The organism is Gluconobacter japonicus, assembly GCF_002723975.1.
GTDB classification, from domain to species: Bacteria; Pseudomonadota; Alphaproteobacteria; order Acetobacterales; family Acetobacteraceae; genus Gluconobacter; species Gluconobacter japonicus.
The window spans coordinates 1-16,707 of record NZ_BEWO01000005.1; the positions used below are offsets into that span (position 1 = coordinate 1).

At 52.6% G+C, this 16,707-nt stretch carries 14 protein-coding genes and 1 pseudogene; 5 read left to right on the forward strand and 10 right to left on the reverse strand.

Annotated elements, in window-relative coordinates:
* The first annotated feature begins 239 nt into the window (after nucleotides 1-239).
* The gene (locus tag GJA01_RS04450; RefSeq protein WP_062503454.1) at nucleotides 240-1,355 is read left to right on the forward strand and encodes a THUMP domain-containing class I SAM-dependent RNA methyltransferase; all 1,116 of its coding nucleotides are present in this window, start codon (nucleotides 240-242) and stop codon (nucleotides 1,353-1,355) included.
* 4 nt (nucleotides 1,356-1,359) lie between these two features.
* Here the strand turns inward: GJA01_RS04450 and GJA01_RS04455 are convergent, their stop codons facing one another.
* Nucleotides 1,360-2,379 carry a LysR family transcriptional regulator gene (locus GJA01_RS04455; RefSeq protein ID WP_253783227.1) on the reverse strand — a complete coding sequence of 340 codons (1,020 nt, stop codon included), beginning with the start codon at nucleotides 2,377-2,379 and terminating at the stop codon, nucleotides 1,360-1,362.
* 373 nt (nucleotides 2,380-2,752) lie between these two features.
* Here GJA01_RS04455 and GJA01_RS04460 point away from each other — a divergent pair, with 373 nt between their 5' ends.
* On the forward strand, nucleotides 2,753-5,155 hold the full coding sequence (locus tag GJA01_RS04460; protein WP_169925626.1) for a TonB-dependent receptor: 2,403 nt from the start codon (nucleotides 2,753-2,755) through the stop codon (nucleotides 5,153-5,155).
* Between the two features lie 118 nt (nucleotides 5,156-5,273).
* Nucleotides 5,274-5,919, forward strand: a pseudogene (locus tag GJA01_RS15770) (IS5/IS1182 family transposase).
* Between the two features lie 135 nt (nucleotides 5,920-6,054).
* Here the strand turns inward: GJA01_RS15770 and GJA01_RS04465 are convergent.
* From GJA01_RS04465 to GJA01_RS04500, 8 genes are all read right to left on the reverse strand, one after another.
* Nucleotides 6,055-6,834, reverse strand: coding sequence for a cysteine hydrolase family protein (locus GJA01_RS04465; RefSeq protein WP_062503453.1), 780 nt, complete (start codon nucleotides 6,832-6,834; stop codon nucleotides 6,055-6,057).
* The gene (locus GJA01_RS04470; RefSeq protein ID WP_062503451.1) at nucleotides 6,831-7,256 is read right to left on the reverse strand and encodes a cupin domain-containing protein; all 426 of its coding nucleotides are present in this window, start codon (nucleotides 7,254-7,256) and stop codon (nucleotides 6,831-6,833) included. The genes GJA01_RS04465 and GJA01_RS04470 overlap by 4 nt, the downstream gene beginning before the upstream one ends.
* Nucleotides 7,257-7,261: 5 nt before the next feature.
* Complete coding sequence (locus GJA01_RS04475) at nucleotides 7,262-8,890, reverse strand: CocE/NonD family hydrolase (protein WP_062503449.1); 1,629 nt, start codon at nucleotides 8,888-8,890, stop codon at nucleotides 7,262-7,264.
* Nucleotides 8,890-10,173 carry a cytosine deaminase gene (locus tag GJA01_RS04480; RefSeq protein WP_062503447.1) on the reverse strand — a complete coding sequence of 428 codons (1,284 nt, stop codon included), beginning with the start codon at nucleotides 10,171-10,173 and terminating at the stop codon, nucleotides 8,890-8,892. The genes GJA01_RS04475 and GJA01_RS04480 overlap by 1 nt, the downstream gene beginning before the upstream one ends.
* Entirely contained in the window at nucleotides 10,170-10,934 is a 765-nt protein-coding gene (locus GJA01_RS04485) for an ABC transporter permease (RefSeq protein ID WP_062503446.1), read from the reverse strand. The genes GJA01_RS04480 and GJA01_RS04485 overlap by 4 nt, the downstream gene beginning before the upstream one ends.
* A complete protein-coding gene (locus GJA01_RS04490; RefSeq protein ID WP_062503444.1) occupies nucleotides 10,931-11,728 on the reverse strand; it encodes an ABC transporter ATP-binding protein in 798 nt (265 codons plus the stop codon). Before GJA01_RS04490 ends, GJA01_RS04485 begins: the two co-directional genes overlap by 4 nt.
* Nucleotides 11,725-12,726 carry an ABC transporter substrate-binding protein gene (locus GJA01_RS04495; protein WP_253783225.1) on the reverse strand — a complete coding sequence of 334 codons (1,002 nt, stop codon included), beginning with the start codon at nucleotides 12,724-12,726 and terminating at the stop codon, nucleotides 11,725-11,727. Before GJA01_RS04495 ends, GJA01_RS04490 begins: the two co-directional genes overlap by 4 nt.
* 124 nt (nucleotides 12,727-12,850) lie before the next feature.
* Nucleotides 12,851-13,375 carry a DUF2165 family protein gene (locus GJA01_RS04500; RefSeq protein ID WP_062503439.1) on the reverse strand — a complete coding sequence of 175 codons (525 nt, stop codon included), beginning with the start codon at nucleotides 13,373-13,375 and terminating at the stop codon, nucleotides 12,851-12,853.
* A gap of 225 nt (nucleotides 13,376-13,600) precedes the next feature.
* On the opposite strand from GJA01_RS04500, the gene GJA01_RS04505 reads away from it, so the two are divergent.
* Together GJA01_RS04505 and GJA01_RS04510 are read left to right on the forward strand one after the other, a co-directional pair.
* A complete protein-coding gene (locus tag GJA01_RS04505) occupies nucleotides 13,601-14,437 on the forward strand; it encodes a creatininase family protein (protein WP_061931086.1) in 837 nt (278 codons plus the stop codon).
* Nucleotides 14,434-15,792 (forward strand): FAD-binding oxidoreductase, encoded by a 1,359-nt coding sequence (locus GJA01_RS04510; protein WP_062503437.1) that lies wholly within the window; start codon nucleotides 14,434-14,436, stop codon nucleotides 15,790-15,792. Before GJA01_RS04505 ends, GJA01_RS04510 begins: the two co-directional genes overlap by 4 nt.
* 35 nt (nucleotides 15,793-15,827) lie before the next feature.
* Here the strand turns inward: GJA01_RS04510 and GJA01_RS04515 are convergent, their stop codons facing one another.
* The gene (locus GJA01_RS04515; protein WP_062503435.1) at nucleotides 15,828-16,706 is read right to left on the reverse strand and encodes a bifunctional 5,10-methylenetetrahydrofolate dehydrogenase/5,10-methenyltetrahydrofolate cyclohydrolase; all 879 of its coding nucleotides are present in this window, start codon (nucleotides 16,704-16,706) and stop codon (nucleotides 15,828-15,830) included.
* Between the last annotated feature and the right edge of the window lies 1 nt (nucleotide 16,707).

Below are 16,707 nucleotides of genomic sequence, written 5' to 3' on the forward strand. Positions count from 1 at the left end.
GTTCACGACATGGGACGAAATTTGACGGAAAGGCCGCTGGCTTCACGTTTGTGACCAACGCAGGGGGCTTCCAATAGTATGGTTATTTACGCTTCACCTGAAAAAAGAATAACGATAGCACGATAACTTTACAATCATTTCTGGTTACTTGACAAAAATTTGCCGGAAATAAGCCCATTATACCCCTGAATGTAGCAGAAAAGATTGCTCTACACGTCGCTTCCTGTCATGGAGGCCCAATGACGAAAAACAGGCACTTTGAAATTTTTCTCGCAACGTCCCCCGGTCTTGAAGACATGCTCTGCGCCGAGGTGAAACTGAAAGGGTTCCGCCAGCCCAAAGTTGTTCCCGGGGGAGTGACAATGCGAGGAGGATGGCCTGAAGTCTGGCGCGCAAACCTTTGGGTCCGGGGTGCCAGCCGGGTTCTGGCACGCGTTGCGCAATTCCGTGCTGAATATCTGAATCAACTTGAACTCCGCTCCAAGGAAATCCCCTGGAGTGAATTGCTCAAACCTGACGTGCCGTTCCAAGTTGAAGTTTCGTGCTCATCTTCGCGAATTTATCATAGCGGAGCTGCAGCTGAACGCATTTCCAAAGCCATCACGGAGACGCTTGGAGCACCAAATTCCGAAACTGCACCTGTTATTGTTCGCGCACGGATCGAGAATAATTTCTGTACGCTCAGTCTGGATACATCCGGTGATCTTCTGCACCGAAGGGGCCATAAGGAAGCCGTTAATCGCGCGCCCATGCGTGAAACAATGGCCTCACTGTTTCTGCGCAAATGTGGATACACCGGTCAGGAACCCGTTCTTGACCCTATGTGCGGATCAGGAACATTCGTTATCGAGGCGGCTGAAATCGCAGCGCGCCTTAATCCGGGCCGCTCGCGGCAGTTTGCATTTGAACGGTTTGCCACATTCGACTCAGCTGCGTGGGAGCAGATGCGCGAAGTGAAAAGCCAGCGCACCCCGGAATTTCACTTCTACGGAAGCGATCGAGACGCCGGAGCAATTGCGATGAGCAAAGCCAACGCTGAGCGTGCTGATGTTACAGCATATACAACCTTCAGTCAGGCTACTGTGAGCGATATAACGCCTCCTGCTGGCCCGCCAGGTTTGGTAATTCTGAATGCTCCATATGGCACTCGCCTTGGCGACAAAAAGAAACTGTCAGCTTTGTATAGAGCGCTCGGTACGCGATTGCTTGAGCATTTCAAAGGCTGGCGGGTAGGAATTATCACAACGGAAAAATCACTGGCTCACGCAAGCGGATTGCCGTTCCTACCAACGAGTGCTCCAATCCCTCATGGTGGATTGAAGGTCTTTCTATTCCAGACAGACGTACTGAAGTAGTATTTTAGACAAAATGGGCCGAACTATATTCTTGAAGAAAGTACTCAACTCTTTCAATAAAAAGAGACGTGAAGGGGTTTGAAACTTTCGAACGAGCAACAATCGAAACCGTCTGAGGATGAATGCCGTTTTCTCGTAATGTGAGAAACTTGAGTTTTCCCTCGGATTGTTCCTGAATAATATCGAGCGGCGTCAGAAACGTAATATTTCCCGGCACAAGAGCCATTTGTCGCATGAGTTCAATAGAGTTGGTTTCAAGAGAAGGCGTAAAGGTCAATCCCTTCGCCGTATATAGATCCTCCAGGTGAGGACGGATCGCCATACTCTCATCTGCTACTACCAGTGGCCAAGCATTACAGTCTTCAAGACTGATGGATTCCTGATGAGCAAGAGGATGCTGCGCACTCATAACCACACCGAGGGGCACACTTCTAGACGCCTGTACGACCAGTCCATTTTCTGATGGAATATCAAAACCTATTCCGATATCGGCCTGACCATTCTTGACTACTTCGACCAGATCATGCGTGCCATAGGTACTGACATGAGTTCGTACATTTTGATGCGTATTATGAAAGTCTGTTAAAGCCAGCGGAAGAAAGGTAGAAACCGGCCCCACCATTGTGGCAATCGAGAACTCGCCACGTTTCAATCCTTTCAGATCTTCCAGAATTTGGCGCGTGTGATTCATGTTCTTCAAAGTTTCACGAACATGCGCCAGCAAGATTTCCCCAGAGGCTGTCAGTACAAGCTTTCTAGGAAGGCGCTGAAAAATTGGGGCACCAAGATCCTGCTCTAACGCCAAAATTTGCCGATTGATCGCCGTGGAAGCGACGTTCAAGTGTTCTCCAGCTTTTCTTATGGAGCCGCAACGGGCGACTGTATCCAGATAGACCAGAAGTCGGCTGTGCAGCATGGTAAAACTTTCACCCAAAAGATAAACAATAGGAATATTTAAAATTTTTTCAAGATTTTGTACCGCTTTCGCACTGAGACGCCTAAAAGGGGGTAAAGCAGCTTTCAAAATAGTAGTGGCACAAAAAACACATTAGCCATTTCTGTTGGAGAGGATGTCAGAAAAATGCACTTACCCCAAGCACAACCCTTTGAGGTAACCCAACCTAAGTATATGTTATTCAATAGTTTTTTATTTGTCTGAAACTTTAAAATCTACCAAATGACTGTATTGCAAAACATTTCCGGCATTGTGTAAAAAGATCCACAAGTGTGGCATATCTCGTAAGTGATCTCTTTTTGATATCACTGCGAGGCAATTATTCGCCTTTTGAGGCAGTGCTCGATTATGTTACGAGTCCGTTATGGGAAGGGTCTTCTGATCGGAGACCAGGTCCTGTGGAGAACGTTAAGTGTCTTGCAGCAGGGGAAGCCAGCAGGTTATGTGTCCGTATCGATCTGAAAAACAGTCTTATAAGAAGGCCCTCCTTCTTGTAACGTGTCTGGCGGGTTTTGGTTCAGTATCCGTTGCTGAACCAGTTCGGGCTGCAACCAGCCACGTCAAACACAAAACAGCTCACGCTCATGGCGCCGCAGTCCAGAGCCAGCGTGCCTCTCGTGATGCCGCTGTGACTGCTACCCCTGAACACCCCAAGATGCGTCGTCCGTCGTCGATTAACTCTACAGGGGACGAACACGTAACTGTTTCTACGTCCCGTCTAGCACGTAGTCGCGGCGGCGGAATGATGCGGGTGGAAACAGCCCCTTACGCTATCCAGACCATTACCAAAGCCTTCATCGAGGCCAAGAGCCCAACCAGTACGGCACTTGATCTCATCAAAAACCTGCCAAGTGTTAACGTTTCCACACCCGATACATCAGGCATGCAGGGCGGTCGCATTCAGAGTCGAAGCCTGACCGATGCCGACATGGCCCTCATGGTTGATGGGGCACCCGCAGCCAGCGCATCCTACATGGCGGAAGATATTGACTCTGAAAACCTTGATAGCGTCAGCATGATGCCAGGGTCTTCTCCAATCGACCTGCCTGCGACATCTGCTGCTGCCGGCGTAATGAATGAAACATCTCATGATCCCGCCCACCAGTTTGGGGGGCTGATTGATTTTTCATACGGTACCAACAATTTGTCGCGCGAATTTCTTCGTGTTGAGTCCGGTGATATTGCGAAGACGGGCCTGCGCAGCTATCTTTCATTCTCCAATACTCATGCAAGATCCTGGATGGGGGCCGGCATCAATCAGCGCCGTCACCTCGACTTTGGCATTCGTAAGGATTGGGAAAACGGTTCTTATGCGAAGCTGTTCATGTCTTGGAATTACGAAGACTTCGTAATTGACCGTTATCCAACAGCCGCTCAGTTCCATCAGTATAAGGACACGGGCGTCGGATACGGACGTAAGGCTGAATTTGATCCGACCGGAAATGATTACTGGAAAAATAATATCGATCACTGGAACCAGCTGTTCCTGAGTGCACCAATTCACGTCGTTCTTACAGACAAGCTTCAGTTCGATCTACGCCCGTACTATAACTGGGGGCAGGGCTGGGATGGTTCTTCTGGTGGCTTTGCAAAAGGCACCACGAATTATAAGTCAGGTGAGACAATTGCCTCAGGTACGCCTCTGACCAGCTACTTCCAGGAAAATGGTGCACTTGATGTAGGTGCGACAGCCAAGCTTGGCTACGATATCGACAAACATAACCATCTTGATTTTGGTTATTGGTACGAAAATCAGGATTATACCCAGCACTTCCCAACCAGCGTAACAAAGGCAGACGGTTCAAATCCAAGCCCGAATGATGCCGCATATCAGGTTTACTCTGGAAGCAACCGCTCTTACCCCGGTAATACAACCGGATATGAAATTCATTCGCTATTTCTTCAGGAAACAGCGAAGTATTTTCATGACCATCTCCTGGTCAACGCTGGGTTCAAGTATGTTATGTCCAATGTCTGGTACAGAACATATCCTGGTAACAAGCAGATGGGTCAGAACCTAACTGCGCCATTGCCCCATCTCTCGATCAGCTATCACTTCAACGATCATCATCAGGTGTATGTGAACGCTGAAGGCGACTTCCGACAGCCTTCAGCTTCTGCACTCGGCAACACGACTTATACCGGAACGCTTCCAAAGAACCAGTATTCTATCAAGGAAGAACTAGGTTACCGATATAATGACAAGTATGTCATCGTTGATCTGGATCTGTTTAATTACAATATTACAAACAGACTTCTCAGCACTTATCTGGGTAATAATCAGAGTGGCGTCGTCAATGCTGGTAATCAGACCGCACGCGGCTTTGACGCAATGCTTTCCACGCAGCCGATCTACGGGTTTAGCCCCTATGTATCGTTTGAGTACCTGAATGCCCGGATGGATACCAATATTGCAGCATCCGATGCTTCGGGAAATCTGACTGCGTTTCGGACAAAAGGAACACAGGCTCCTCTCTCGCCTCACGTCATGGCAAATTTTGGCCTGACATATGCTCATGAAGGCTTCTTTGCCAACGCCACCCTTCATTATACCGGCCCGCAATCTGTCTCTATCGCCGGAGATCAGCGCATTCCGGGTTATGTGACCAATACATTGTCTCTAGGGTATCACTTCAAGCCAGTGTGGTATGCTAAATCTCCCACCATCCGCTTGAACTTTACTAACCTGACAGGCTCCATTGTTCGTACTGGTGTAGTCGGCGTAGCCACAAATACACAGGCAGTCCGCTTGATGAATGGCAATCTTTCCAAAACGGGTTCAGGCGCCCAGTTTTATGTTGAGCCGCGCTTCAGCATGACTGGAACAATTTCCACAGCGTTCTGATAAATATTTTTACCAAACAAATATCCCCTGAAAATTCAGGGGGTATTTGTTTATAAACCCATTACAATTTAATAATAAAAATGCAAAACAATCGCTGCTTATCTAACGTGGCGAGCAGGTGACGCGGCTTAGGTTGTATTTTCCAAAGAGCCATGACAAGACCCGAGTAGATGATCGTCAGATGCTAAGCTAAATATTTTCATCAATCGCAATGGGCTTTGTTGGCGGAACTCAGTGGTATCACAAGGGCATTCTTCCCGTGGATGATGGAAGGTATGGTTGCTCACGAGCTCTTCGATCGCAAGACGATGATCGACGCGACCTATCTGAAGGCGCATCGTACGGCTTCCAATCTGCAGGTAAAAAAGATACGGGTCGTCTGATCGGCCCGAAAGGCGGAATGAACACCAAGTTTAATTCCATTAGCCCATTAACGGTGCGAACAATCACCCTTTGAGCTTCTTCATGACTGCAAGGGCAGACCATTAATTATATCAATGCCGCCGCTTTGTTCGATAAGTGCTGAAGGTTCAACGACTGCTCGTCGACCAGACTATAATGCCGACAGGTCCAAGGGTTCCTTGCAGGAAAAAGTATCAAGCCCTGTATTTAGAGGTAAACATCCTGGAACAGCGCCCTCAAATACGGCAAGCGCCGCTACAAACGTATACAGATCATGTTCGAACGTCTTCAAGGACTGGCACCGCGTTACAACCTTCTTCTACACGGTTATACTCGCTACCCCAGTAATTTTCGGAATCTAATCCATGAAGACGACAGCAAAGATGCAGGGTTATCACGTAACTAAAAGTAAAAAATTTTAGGAAGCCTCAGGATAGTGGAACACGTTACGGTATATGCTCACATATGCCCTTTCGACTTCCTGCGTATTTGAAATATTATGCTTCAGTTATAAGTTTGGATTTCAAGTTTTTCACAAGATCAGATCCGGATGCGACAAACCCATAACATTGCCGGACATTGTAGAGTGTAGCCTGCTCACAAAACTCCGGAGAGGTTGTCGCTGAGCAATCATTGAGAAGAATACAATCATACCCCAGACACCCTGCATCCGTGAGCGTACTTAGAACGCATTGATCGCTGTTGACGCCGGCAAAAAGCAGGGTCTCCACACGCAGGTTTCTCAGGATCCCTTCAAGAGGAGTATCCCAAAAGCCACTCATCCTGTATTTTGCAACATGAATATCCTCTGCCTCGACGTGTAGTTCGTCGATAATGGCAGCATTCCAGCTCCCATCTTCAAGCACTTTCCTGTCTGCTGCGCCCAATGCAGATCCGATGCCCTTATTTTCCCCGGCCGGATCGTAAACATGCAGCACTGAGGGAGGCAGGTTGAGTTTATCCGGACGATTGCCCCAGTTCAGCCAGATGACCGGAACATCATGCTCTCGCAGGACAGGAAGGAGCGTCTGTAAAGGCTTGATGGGGCGACGCGCGGCAGAAATATCGACACCAATAGAGGCGAGCCAGCCTTCAGAATGACAGAAATCGTTCTGCATATCGATGACGATGATCGCAGTTTTTGCCAGATCAAGAGTCAGACTTTGTGGAACGGATGGAAGACTGACAGTTCTGGATTTACGGTCTGGTCGTAGCAGACTGATAGAAGCCTCTGTGGCACCCCAACTGTTAGCATATGTGCTACCCAGACGTCTCATTGACTCCCTCCGCAGAGTACAGCCAGGTCTTGAGCGTCCAGCTTAACGGGAATACCGCTACGAATTAAGTCGCCAAAAGCTTCATCCGGTGTCATGACAGTCAGCGTATAAAGCTTACTGGTGCCAGTGTTCTCCAGAACATGTTCCGAGCCAGGTTTAACCAGAAGAGCGTCTCCGGCTTTCAGCTCACAGCTTTTGCCGTCACACCAGGCGCGACCCGTACCCGAAAGAACGAAAAACATTTCGTCAGCGTCTGTATGTGTATTCGGAGGCGTGGCTCCTCCGGGTTCAAAGATTTCCACGACTGCGATGGAAGAATAATCACCAGCTTTCCTATCAAACAGGATGGCAAAGTAATTGGTTGAGTCCGGCGCAATCCGGAAGGCTTCAACACTATCGGGGCTGCATTTTGCAAAAGACATGAGAGTTAGCTTTCCTGTTTGAGCCAAGGAAGAAGAAGATAGGTGCCGGAACCGCATTTCAGATGAACTGTTGTGACCCGCTGCTGATCCAGCGTCGCCGCGATGGGGCTGCCGCCTGTACCGGGATTGATCGGAAAGACCGGAAAGCAGGCGAGGGAGAGGGACAGCCTGAGCCGTTCACCCTTTTTGAGGGTCAAGCATGTGCCACGCATCGGAAGGAGAGTCTGACCGGGCTTAGCCAAGGCATAGCCTTCGGCAAGCGGGTGAACCTTTCCGTGACTGTCCACACGAGACAGAGTGGCGTGGATATCGAAGCTCTCGTATTCGCTTTCGAACTCGAAACAGCCTGTGACAGTCCCTGCCAGAAGTCTGTCCGTCTCCTGCAGGGGTGTCGTAAAGGTCAGCACGTCTGACCGAGCGTCTGTTCGCGCCCGATCTATGGGGCCGCCGGGAAAGCCAAAGCTGCCGCCACACGGCGCTGCCGGACGCCACGGATCAAGAGTGAGGCTTTCCGACAAAGCCAACACATCATCAGGCACCGCATGAGCCAAGGCGCCATCTCGGGTATCAATGGCGGCGCGCCCACTCCCATATGGAAATGCCTGTGTGTTTCCTTCTGGAAGGTCTTGCAGATCCTGCCACTGGCACGCCCCCATGTCGAAAAGGCGGACAGGAGCAACCTGCTGTTCAGGTTCTGATTTCAGCCATTGATCGAAGAACCTGATCTGTTGCTGATCAATGTCTGTAATCGCATCGTCACCAACGTCCACATCCCCGATATGGCGGTCCCAGGGGAAATGCGCCCATGGTCCGACAATGAGCCGGGTCGGCGTGTGGGGAGAAAGCGCGCGATAAGCTTCGAGCGTTCCAGGGAGATGACTGTCATACCACCCGCCGATCAGCAGGACCCCTGGTGCTAATTCTGCAATATCGCTTAAGCGACTAGCGGGAGAGATTTTGTCCCAGTACGCATCACCGGGAGGCGTGTCTCGCCAGCAGGTGTAATGACTATACTTGGCCAGTAAGGCGTCATGCGCCGGAACGGTAGGCTGACGTCCATTGAAGGACGTCCCGCGGCTGGCAGCAAACAGGATCTGCTGAGCCTCGTAGTCTCCCTTGAGACGGGCCGTTTCCGCCGCGAGCTGTGTGGCCCATCCGATGTTCGCACGCATCGCGAAAGCGCCATTCTCGTACGCCCAGTCACGATCCAATTGCCAGCCAATCATGGCAGGTGCAATCGCCTTCAGCGCCTCAGGCTTTTCGCCGGCTGCCAGTAGCTGATTGCTCCCTTGGAAGGAAAAGCCAAACATGCCGACACGGCCATTGCTTCGAGGAAGCGAAGCGGCCCAGGCAATCGTATCGGCGCCATCTTCTGCTTCATGCTCGAAAAGAATGAACTCACCACCTGAGTCTCCACGACCACGGACGTCCTGCATGACGACAATATAATCGTGACGGGCATACCATTCGGGCGGCGCATAGCAGAGAGACGTACCAATCTTCCGACCATACGCCTGACGCATGAGAAGAACGGGGAAAGGACCATCTCCTTCCGGCTCCCAGATATCCGCCACAAGACGAATACCATCCCGTGTCAGCATGGCTTCCGTACGACGCGGCTTGAGAGCAACCATCAGAGATCTCCTCCGAGAGTTTCGTAGGCTGGAGGGACGGCGTCGATGATGCGCCCGGCTCTCAGAACCGTGCGGCCTGTCTGATTGCGGCTCATCCACTCGTTCATGTTGCGGGTCGGAAAAACGATAAGATCGGCCACGGCACCTTTCTCAAGACGATGGTTGCGTCCCATCCAGTCTCCCGGCCGGGTGTTAACGGACTGCACCCAGGGTCGGCTGGTATGGTCGAGATGCCCAATGCGTGTGCCGCCCTGAAGGATTTCATGCATGTCGAAATCCCCATAGGCGTAGAAGGGGTCACGCACATTGTCGCTCGCCAGCATGACCGGCACGCCTGCGGCATCCAGTTCCTGCAACAGTGTCACACCCCGCCAGCGGGGGGTTCGACCGGGAGTCCGATCCTGAAGATACATGTTACAGAGGGGGAGGCTAACTATACCAATCCCGGCTTCGGCCAGAAGAGAGATGATGCGTATTTGAGCGACGTCATCCTGTACGGTCAGGCTGCAACAATGCCCGCACAGGATCTTATGGCGAAAGCGATGCCTGAGTGCTGCCTGAGCAACCAGTTCGAGCGCGGTACCACCTGTTTCGCTGTTTTCATCGACATGCAGGTCCAGTTCCAGCCCATACTCCGTCGCCAGACCGAACAGCACGTCCAACGCGTCTTCCGTCGTGTTGTGCTTCATCAGAACGGCACCGAGTACGCCGCCTTCTGTCTCCGCAACACTGCGTACAATACCGTCCCGGTCTTCGCCCATATAGCGTTCCGGCATCGTGAGGGAGACGCCCTGAAGCGCGATCTTTCCAGCCCATTTCTTTTGTAGTCTGCGGAGAAGGGGCCAGACCCGGGCTCCATGAACACCGAACGTATCCAGGTGGGTCCGGATCGTGCTTGTGCCATGGGCATAAGCACAGTGCAGGCTGAACTCCATGCGGCGTTCTACATCCGCTTCTGTCCAGTAAGCCTCCCGGTCTTGTGTCGTCGCCTGAAGCGCACCCATGAATGTTCCATCGGGATTGGGCGTCCGATCCCAGATGAAGGCCTTGTCCAGATGGGTGTGACTATCGGCAAAGCAGGGCCAGACCATTTGCCCCTTCAAGTCGACGTTTCCCGAGGTATGGGGAAGTTGGCCTGCCGGGACGATCTCCGCGATGTGTCCGTTCTCGAGTGCGATATCGCAGAGCTTGCTGCCTGCGAGTGCTGAAGGAAGCAGATCTTTCGGAATGCTCGCATTCAAAAGGCCAGAGAGAGACTGGCCAGCGGGAAAAGAAAAAGTCATGGGCGGTGTCTCAGAGCGAAGCGTTGCAGGCTGGCGGCGGCGGCGTAAAGAACGAGGCCAGCGACGGTAATGAGGAAAAGCGCCGCGAACATGCGCGGAATATCCATCTGAAAGCCCGACTGAAGGATCTGATAAGCCAGACCGGCTGAGTTACCGCCTGTTCCCGCAACAAATTCGGCAACAATCGCGCCGACCAGGGAGAGGCCGGTGGCAATCCGCAGACCCGCCATGAACATGGGAAGCGCGCTGGGGATGCGAAGCCGGATCAGCGTCTGAAGACGCGAGGCCTTGTGCATCTGGAAGTAAGCAGCCAGATCAGGATCAACGCTCCGTAGCCCCTGGAGTGTGTTGGAAATGACCGGGAAGATCGCGACCAGAGCCGCACAGGCCGTCAAAGCAAGCGGCGTGTTGTGGATGAGGATGATGATCAAAGGCGCAATCGCCACAATCGGCGTGACCTGCATGATGACGACGTAGGGCATCAGGCAACGCTCGATAAGAGGACTTTGCACCAGCAGGAATGCGACGAGCACGCCCCCCACAACAGCAGCGATCAAGGCAGCGAACGTGATTTCCAGCGTGATGAGCAGGGCATGGAGCAGCGCCACGCCATCGAGCATCAGGGCGCGCCATATGGCCGATGGCGATGGCATCAGATAGGGCGGGATATGCCAGAAACGGCAGATCCCCTCCCAGATCCCAAGAATAATGATACCGAGCGTGACGGGAGCCAGTAGCGAGAACGTGCGAGAGGACATCATGCGCGCATCTCCTGCTGGATCATGCTTTCGCGACTGGCGTCTTCCAGAAGAATGGCCAGTTCCCGACTGATCCCCGCAAACTGATCCGACAGGCGAAACTCTTCATTGCGCAGGATGGACTGATCGATCTCGTACTCGGCATGAATACGACCCGGACGGGCTGCCATCACCATGACGCGGCTGGAAAGAAAAGCCGCTTCATGCAGGGCATGGGTTACGAACAGCGTTGTGAGGCCGTCTTCATAGCAAAGCCGCGCCATTTCTTCGTCCAGACGATTGCGCGTGAATTCATCCAGAGCACCGAATGGCTCGTCCATCAGGAGAAGGTCAGGTTCCGTGACAAGCGCCCGAGCGATGGACACACGCATTTTCATGCCGCCGGAAAGCTGGGCCGGGTAATGTTCCGTGACGTGCCCCAGGCCTACGCGTTCCAGAGCCGCCAAAGCACGCTTGTCCGCCGTGGAGCGGTCTACTTTTTCCAGATCGAGAGGCAGACGCACATTTTTCGCGATCGTCGCCCAGGGCATCAACGTGGCATCCTGGAACACAAACGCCATGCGGCGCCCCTTGCGGCCGACGTCGCCAAAATTTCCACCCCACCAGTTCATTTTGCCACCGGATGGTGTGTGCAGATTGGCGATCAGCTTGAGAAGGGTGCTTTTTCCACAACCCGATGGGCCAATGAGCGTGACAAAGTCTCCTTTTTCAACCGTGAGATCGACGGGAGACAGTCCGCGGACGCCATTAGGGAAAACTTTTTCAATGCTCGCGAGGGAAAGGACGGGACTGCTCATGCCGGAACCGTCGCCAGACCACCGCGGACACATTCAAGCGTGTAGGCACTTTTCCATTGCGGGTTTTCTGGAACAAGCTGAGCGGCGAGCTGGATATCGTAAATGCGCTTCCAGCGTTCATCATTCATCGTCATGATAGGGGCTCCAGGCATTCCAAGAGCCTTGATTTCTTTCAGCTTCTGACGAGACCAGACGAGCTGATCAGCGCTCATATCCGGATTAGCCTTGCGAATGGCGGCATCGCCCTTACTGGCATCTCCGAAGATGTAGCGCTTCCAGCCCTCGCTGCTGGCAGCAATGAATTTCCGTAATTCCAGACCACGCTCTTCAAGTGTCTTACGAGACACCATCAGAACGTTTCCGTAAGCCGCGTATCCAAGATCATCCAGAAGGAAGAAATTGAAAGGAATGCCCGCCTTTTTCGCACCGTAAGGCTCGGATGAGACGAAAGCCTGCATGGCCATCTGCGGATTGAAGGCGAAAGGTTGAAGATTGTAGGTGTAGGGGTGAACCTGATCTTCGGTGAAGCCGTACCGTTTTTTGAGCCATATCCAGAAACTGGCGCGGCCTTCCGAACTGATCAGAATGGGATGGCCCTTGAGTTCGGCAATGTCGTGGATATCCGGGTGGGTCATCAGGCCACCGACACCCTTTTGAAAGGTCGTGCCGATCGCGACGGCCGGGATACCCTGAATGGCGCAGCGGATCGCTTCTTCGCCCTGCATGATGGCGATGTCACACTGACCGGCCATCAGAAGCTGTGTCATGTTCATCTGAGGGCCGCCCATCTGAATGGAGACATCCAGATCTTGCTGGGCGTAAAGGCCATCTTCTGACGCCTGATAGTAGCCACCATGCTCTGCCTGTGCATACCAGTTGGTCAGAAGACTGAGCGGCTTCGTCGCGGCGTTTGCTCTTGCGGTGGGCAGGGAAGACAGAGCTCCCGCAGCCATGATGCCCTGAAGCATACTGCGGCGGTTGAGCCTTGGTAATGTCATGCGCTGCCTCCCGACTTGATTTTTATAATCAGACCGTAACGGCTTTTTCGTTCCGCTGTGAAGACTTATTCTGCTGCCGGACCGATACCTTTTTCACCTCTTTGTGCACGCAAAAAGGATGCACTCAGTCTCCCTGCTGCGTGAAGACACACACACCTAGCATTGTCATGAAGAAACGGAACGCCGCTTCCTGCCCATTCCAGACATGGGACTGCCACATCGCAAACCATTCACCACCGACAACAGAAAAACCGAAGAACCAGATCATGAAACCCAATGCGGTCGCGACAGGAACCAGCGCACGGGCAGAGCGAAACTCTTCAGCCGGCGCTTTGACCGCCTGTGCCATTTGCAACGCAGCGAAGGAAAAGATGGCACCAGTCAGGAATTCCGCTGCGATGATCAGAACATAAAAGATATGCCAGAGTACGGGGGATGAAACGGCCCTCCATCTCAGCGCATTGCCCGGAAATGTTGTATCCATAGACAGGACATGACGGACAAACTCATAGTTTGAGCCGTAATCCATCATATTGTTCACAGCCACCAATAGCCCAAACACTCCAAGAGACGCGACCATGACGGTTTTAGACGCTCGACTCAGGAATATGGCGCGAGTGGGATTCATGGGCGAAGAAAAGAGTGACATGCCAGACCTTCCAAGGGATTTTCAGGAACGCTAGCGGAATGTCCGAGCAGTTTGTGCGCTTTTTTTTGCACTCATATGATCGAAAATAGATGCTTTAAAAGTTGCAAAGTTCCTGTTTCTCATATCTTTTCGTTCCGGGATAATATCATATCGGAACAGGAAATTTGTCGGCCCGGCTTGACCGGGATGCGTCATTCCACACGACGAACAACGGAAGCCAAGCCCATGACAAGCAGCCCCGAGACGGTTTTCTGGCCCAAGAAATATTGGTGTGACATGATTTCCCGCCAGTTCCGCCATCTTCCGCCAGAAACAGTGGCGATTTTGCCGGTGGCTGCTGTTGAACAGCATGGCCCGCATCTGCCAGTCTATGTGGATGCCTGCATCAACGAGATGCTGCTCGACAAGGCTCTCGAAGCTCTTCCTTCAACAGTTCCAGCGACCGCGCTTCCGATCCAGGCTGTCGGAAAAAGCGAGGAGCATGTGGCGTATCCTGGTACGTTGACGCTGAGTGCTCAGACCCTGACACAGGTTCTGATCGAAATTGGCGAGAGTGTTGCGCGTTCGGGTGTAAAGCGTCTGGTTCTTCTGAATTCCCATGGTGGACAGCCACAGATCCTTGATATTGTTGCAAGAACGCTTCGTCGAACGCATGGAATGTTTGTTGTTTGTGTGGGCTGGTCCCGGTTTGGTGTGCCGGATGGCATGTTCACAGCCGAAGAGCGCCAGTACGGCATTCATGGCGGCGACATCGAAACCTCTCTGATGCTGCATCTTCGGCCCGACCTCGTCGATATGAGCCGCGCAGACAATTTCGAGCCCTGGCCACAGAAACTGGCCGAGACCGCGAAGTGGCTGGAAGCAGAAGGCCGTGTCGGTTTTGGCTGGCTGACCCATGACATTCATCCGTCCGGGGCCGCTGGCAATGCGGGCATTGCGACGGCGGAAAAGGGCGAGGCCGTTGCCAACCAATGGATCAAGGGTTTCCTTGAGCTTCTTGCAGAAATTGCAGAATACCCACTCGACCGCATTCGCCCCATCACTGAGGATCTTGGCCGATGAGCAGTATTGAAACCTTCCTCTCGTTGCTCGGTGACATTCCTGTTCAGACGGTTCCGGCTCTCGTAAAGCGCAAAAGTCGTGATTTCTACTGGTACAGCCCGATTCTGAAGCGACAGCTCGACAGCTGTTTTGCGGATTGTATCGTGATGCCGCGTAATGAAGAGGATCTTCTCAAGATTGCCTCTGCGGCACGCGAAACAAAGACACGGCTGACCCCACGTGGAGGGGGCACCGGTAATTATGGTCAGGCCGTTCCGATGGAGGGCGGGGCTGTCATTGAAATGACAGAACTGAACAAGCTGCTCTGGGTCAAGGATGGCGTTGCACGCGTGCAGGCTGGCATGAATATGCTGGATCTGGATCGAGCCTTACAGGAGCAGGGCTGGGAAGTCCGCATGTATCCCTCCACCAAGCGGACAGCCACGATTGGCGGCTTTATTGCGGGTGGTTCAGGTGGCATTGGGTCAGTTCGCTGGGGTGGCCTATCATCTCCGGGAAATGTTCTGGCCCTGCGTCTGATGACACTTGGTAAAGAGCCCGAAGTTGTAGAGCTACGGGGCGAGGATGCTCGCAGTGTTCTGCATACCTATGGAACGACCGGCCTGATTACTGAACTAGAAATTGGAGTGGAACCTGTCGTGAACTGGCAGGATATGGCCGTTTCGTTCGCTTCCTTCGAGGAGGCTGCTGTTTTCGCAAGAGACATTGCCTTGCAGAGCGGGATTCAGAAGAAACTTGTCTCTGTTGTGGATGGCGACCTACCGCCGTTTTTTGCCTCTTTGCGCGAGCACGTCCCAGAGGGATATTCCCTTGTCATTCTCATGATTGCTCCGGCAGGGATCGAGACCGTCAAGCTTCTGGCAACAAAGGCTGGTGGTAAGCTCTGTTACGAAGCCAACACGCGGGACATGGAAAACACGTCCGGCGCAACGCCGTTGTATGAACTGACGTGGAATCACACGACACTTCAGGTGTTGAAGAAGGACCGTGGATATACCTATCTCCAGTGCGGGTATCCGGCAGATGGCACACTCGACAAGGTTGCGGAAATCCGGGCACTTTTCCCTGATGAACTGATGATGCATCTGGAATTTTTCCCGATGGGTGGTCATGTCAGTTGTGCAGCTCTTCCGGTCATTCGCTTTACGGATGAAGACCGCCTCAATCACATCATCGCGGAACATGAAAAGCGTGGCGTGAACATTGCCAATCCTCATGTAGTGACGATCGAGGAGGGCGGCATGCATCGTGTGGCCTCGCCGGATCTGGCCGCTATCAAGACGCGTTATGATCCGATGCTTCTGCTTAATCCGGGCAAAATGTTCAGCGCCAGAACGCTGGAGCCTCAGGATTAAGGCAGAGGGCCGGGAAGATCATCTTCCCGGCTTTTTTATCCCTGACGAGGCAAGTTCGGGAAGGTAAAGCTCACCCCCATACGATCAAAAGCGCTTTTGGCTGTATTAGCCAGAAGGGTGCACGTTGTGAGCGGTCCGACGCCGTCTGGAACTGCTGTAACGGCCGATGCGATGTGATCGACGGACTCAAGATCTACGTCTCCCACAACGCGCCCCTCTGCCGGGCAATAACTGATCCCGATGTCAATCAGGATAGCCCCCGGCTTGATCCACGCTTTGTTTACAAGTCTGGCCTTGCCAACAGCCGAGAACAGGATGTCTGCATGACGGCAGTGAAATTGAATATCCCGCGTATCAATATGAACCACGGAAACTGTCGCCCCTCGATCCAGCAAACACATCGTCAAGGGGCGTCCGACGACTGCTGAACTTCCGATAATGACGCAGTTTTTTCCGCGAAGGTCGCCTGCAAGATATTCCGCCGCCATCAGTGCTCCAGTGGCAGTGCAAGGTTGAAATCCAGGAGTTCCAGCCGTCACTTTCCCCAGATTAAGCGGGTGGAGACAATCCACGTCCTTATCAGCAGAGATGGCAGCAAGAACGGCATCGCGCGAAATCCCATCTGGGAGAGGAAAGAGCACCAAAATGCCATCTATTCGCGGATTTACACCCAGTTCCCGAACCGTTTTGCAGAAGGCACTCTCATCCTGTCCTGTAACATCGACAGCTTTTATGGTGATGCCGCCGTGCTCTCCCAGCGCCGCAATGCGCCGGATATAGGCCTGCGGGCCGGCCTCTGAAGAACCCGTAATCACCGCAAGTGTAGGTTTCGTGCCCGGATGAATACTGATCTGGGCTTTGAGCATTCCCAGATAGTGTTCAGCCAGGTCAGACGTATGCAAAATGGTTGTCATA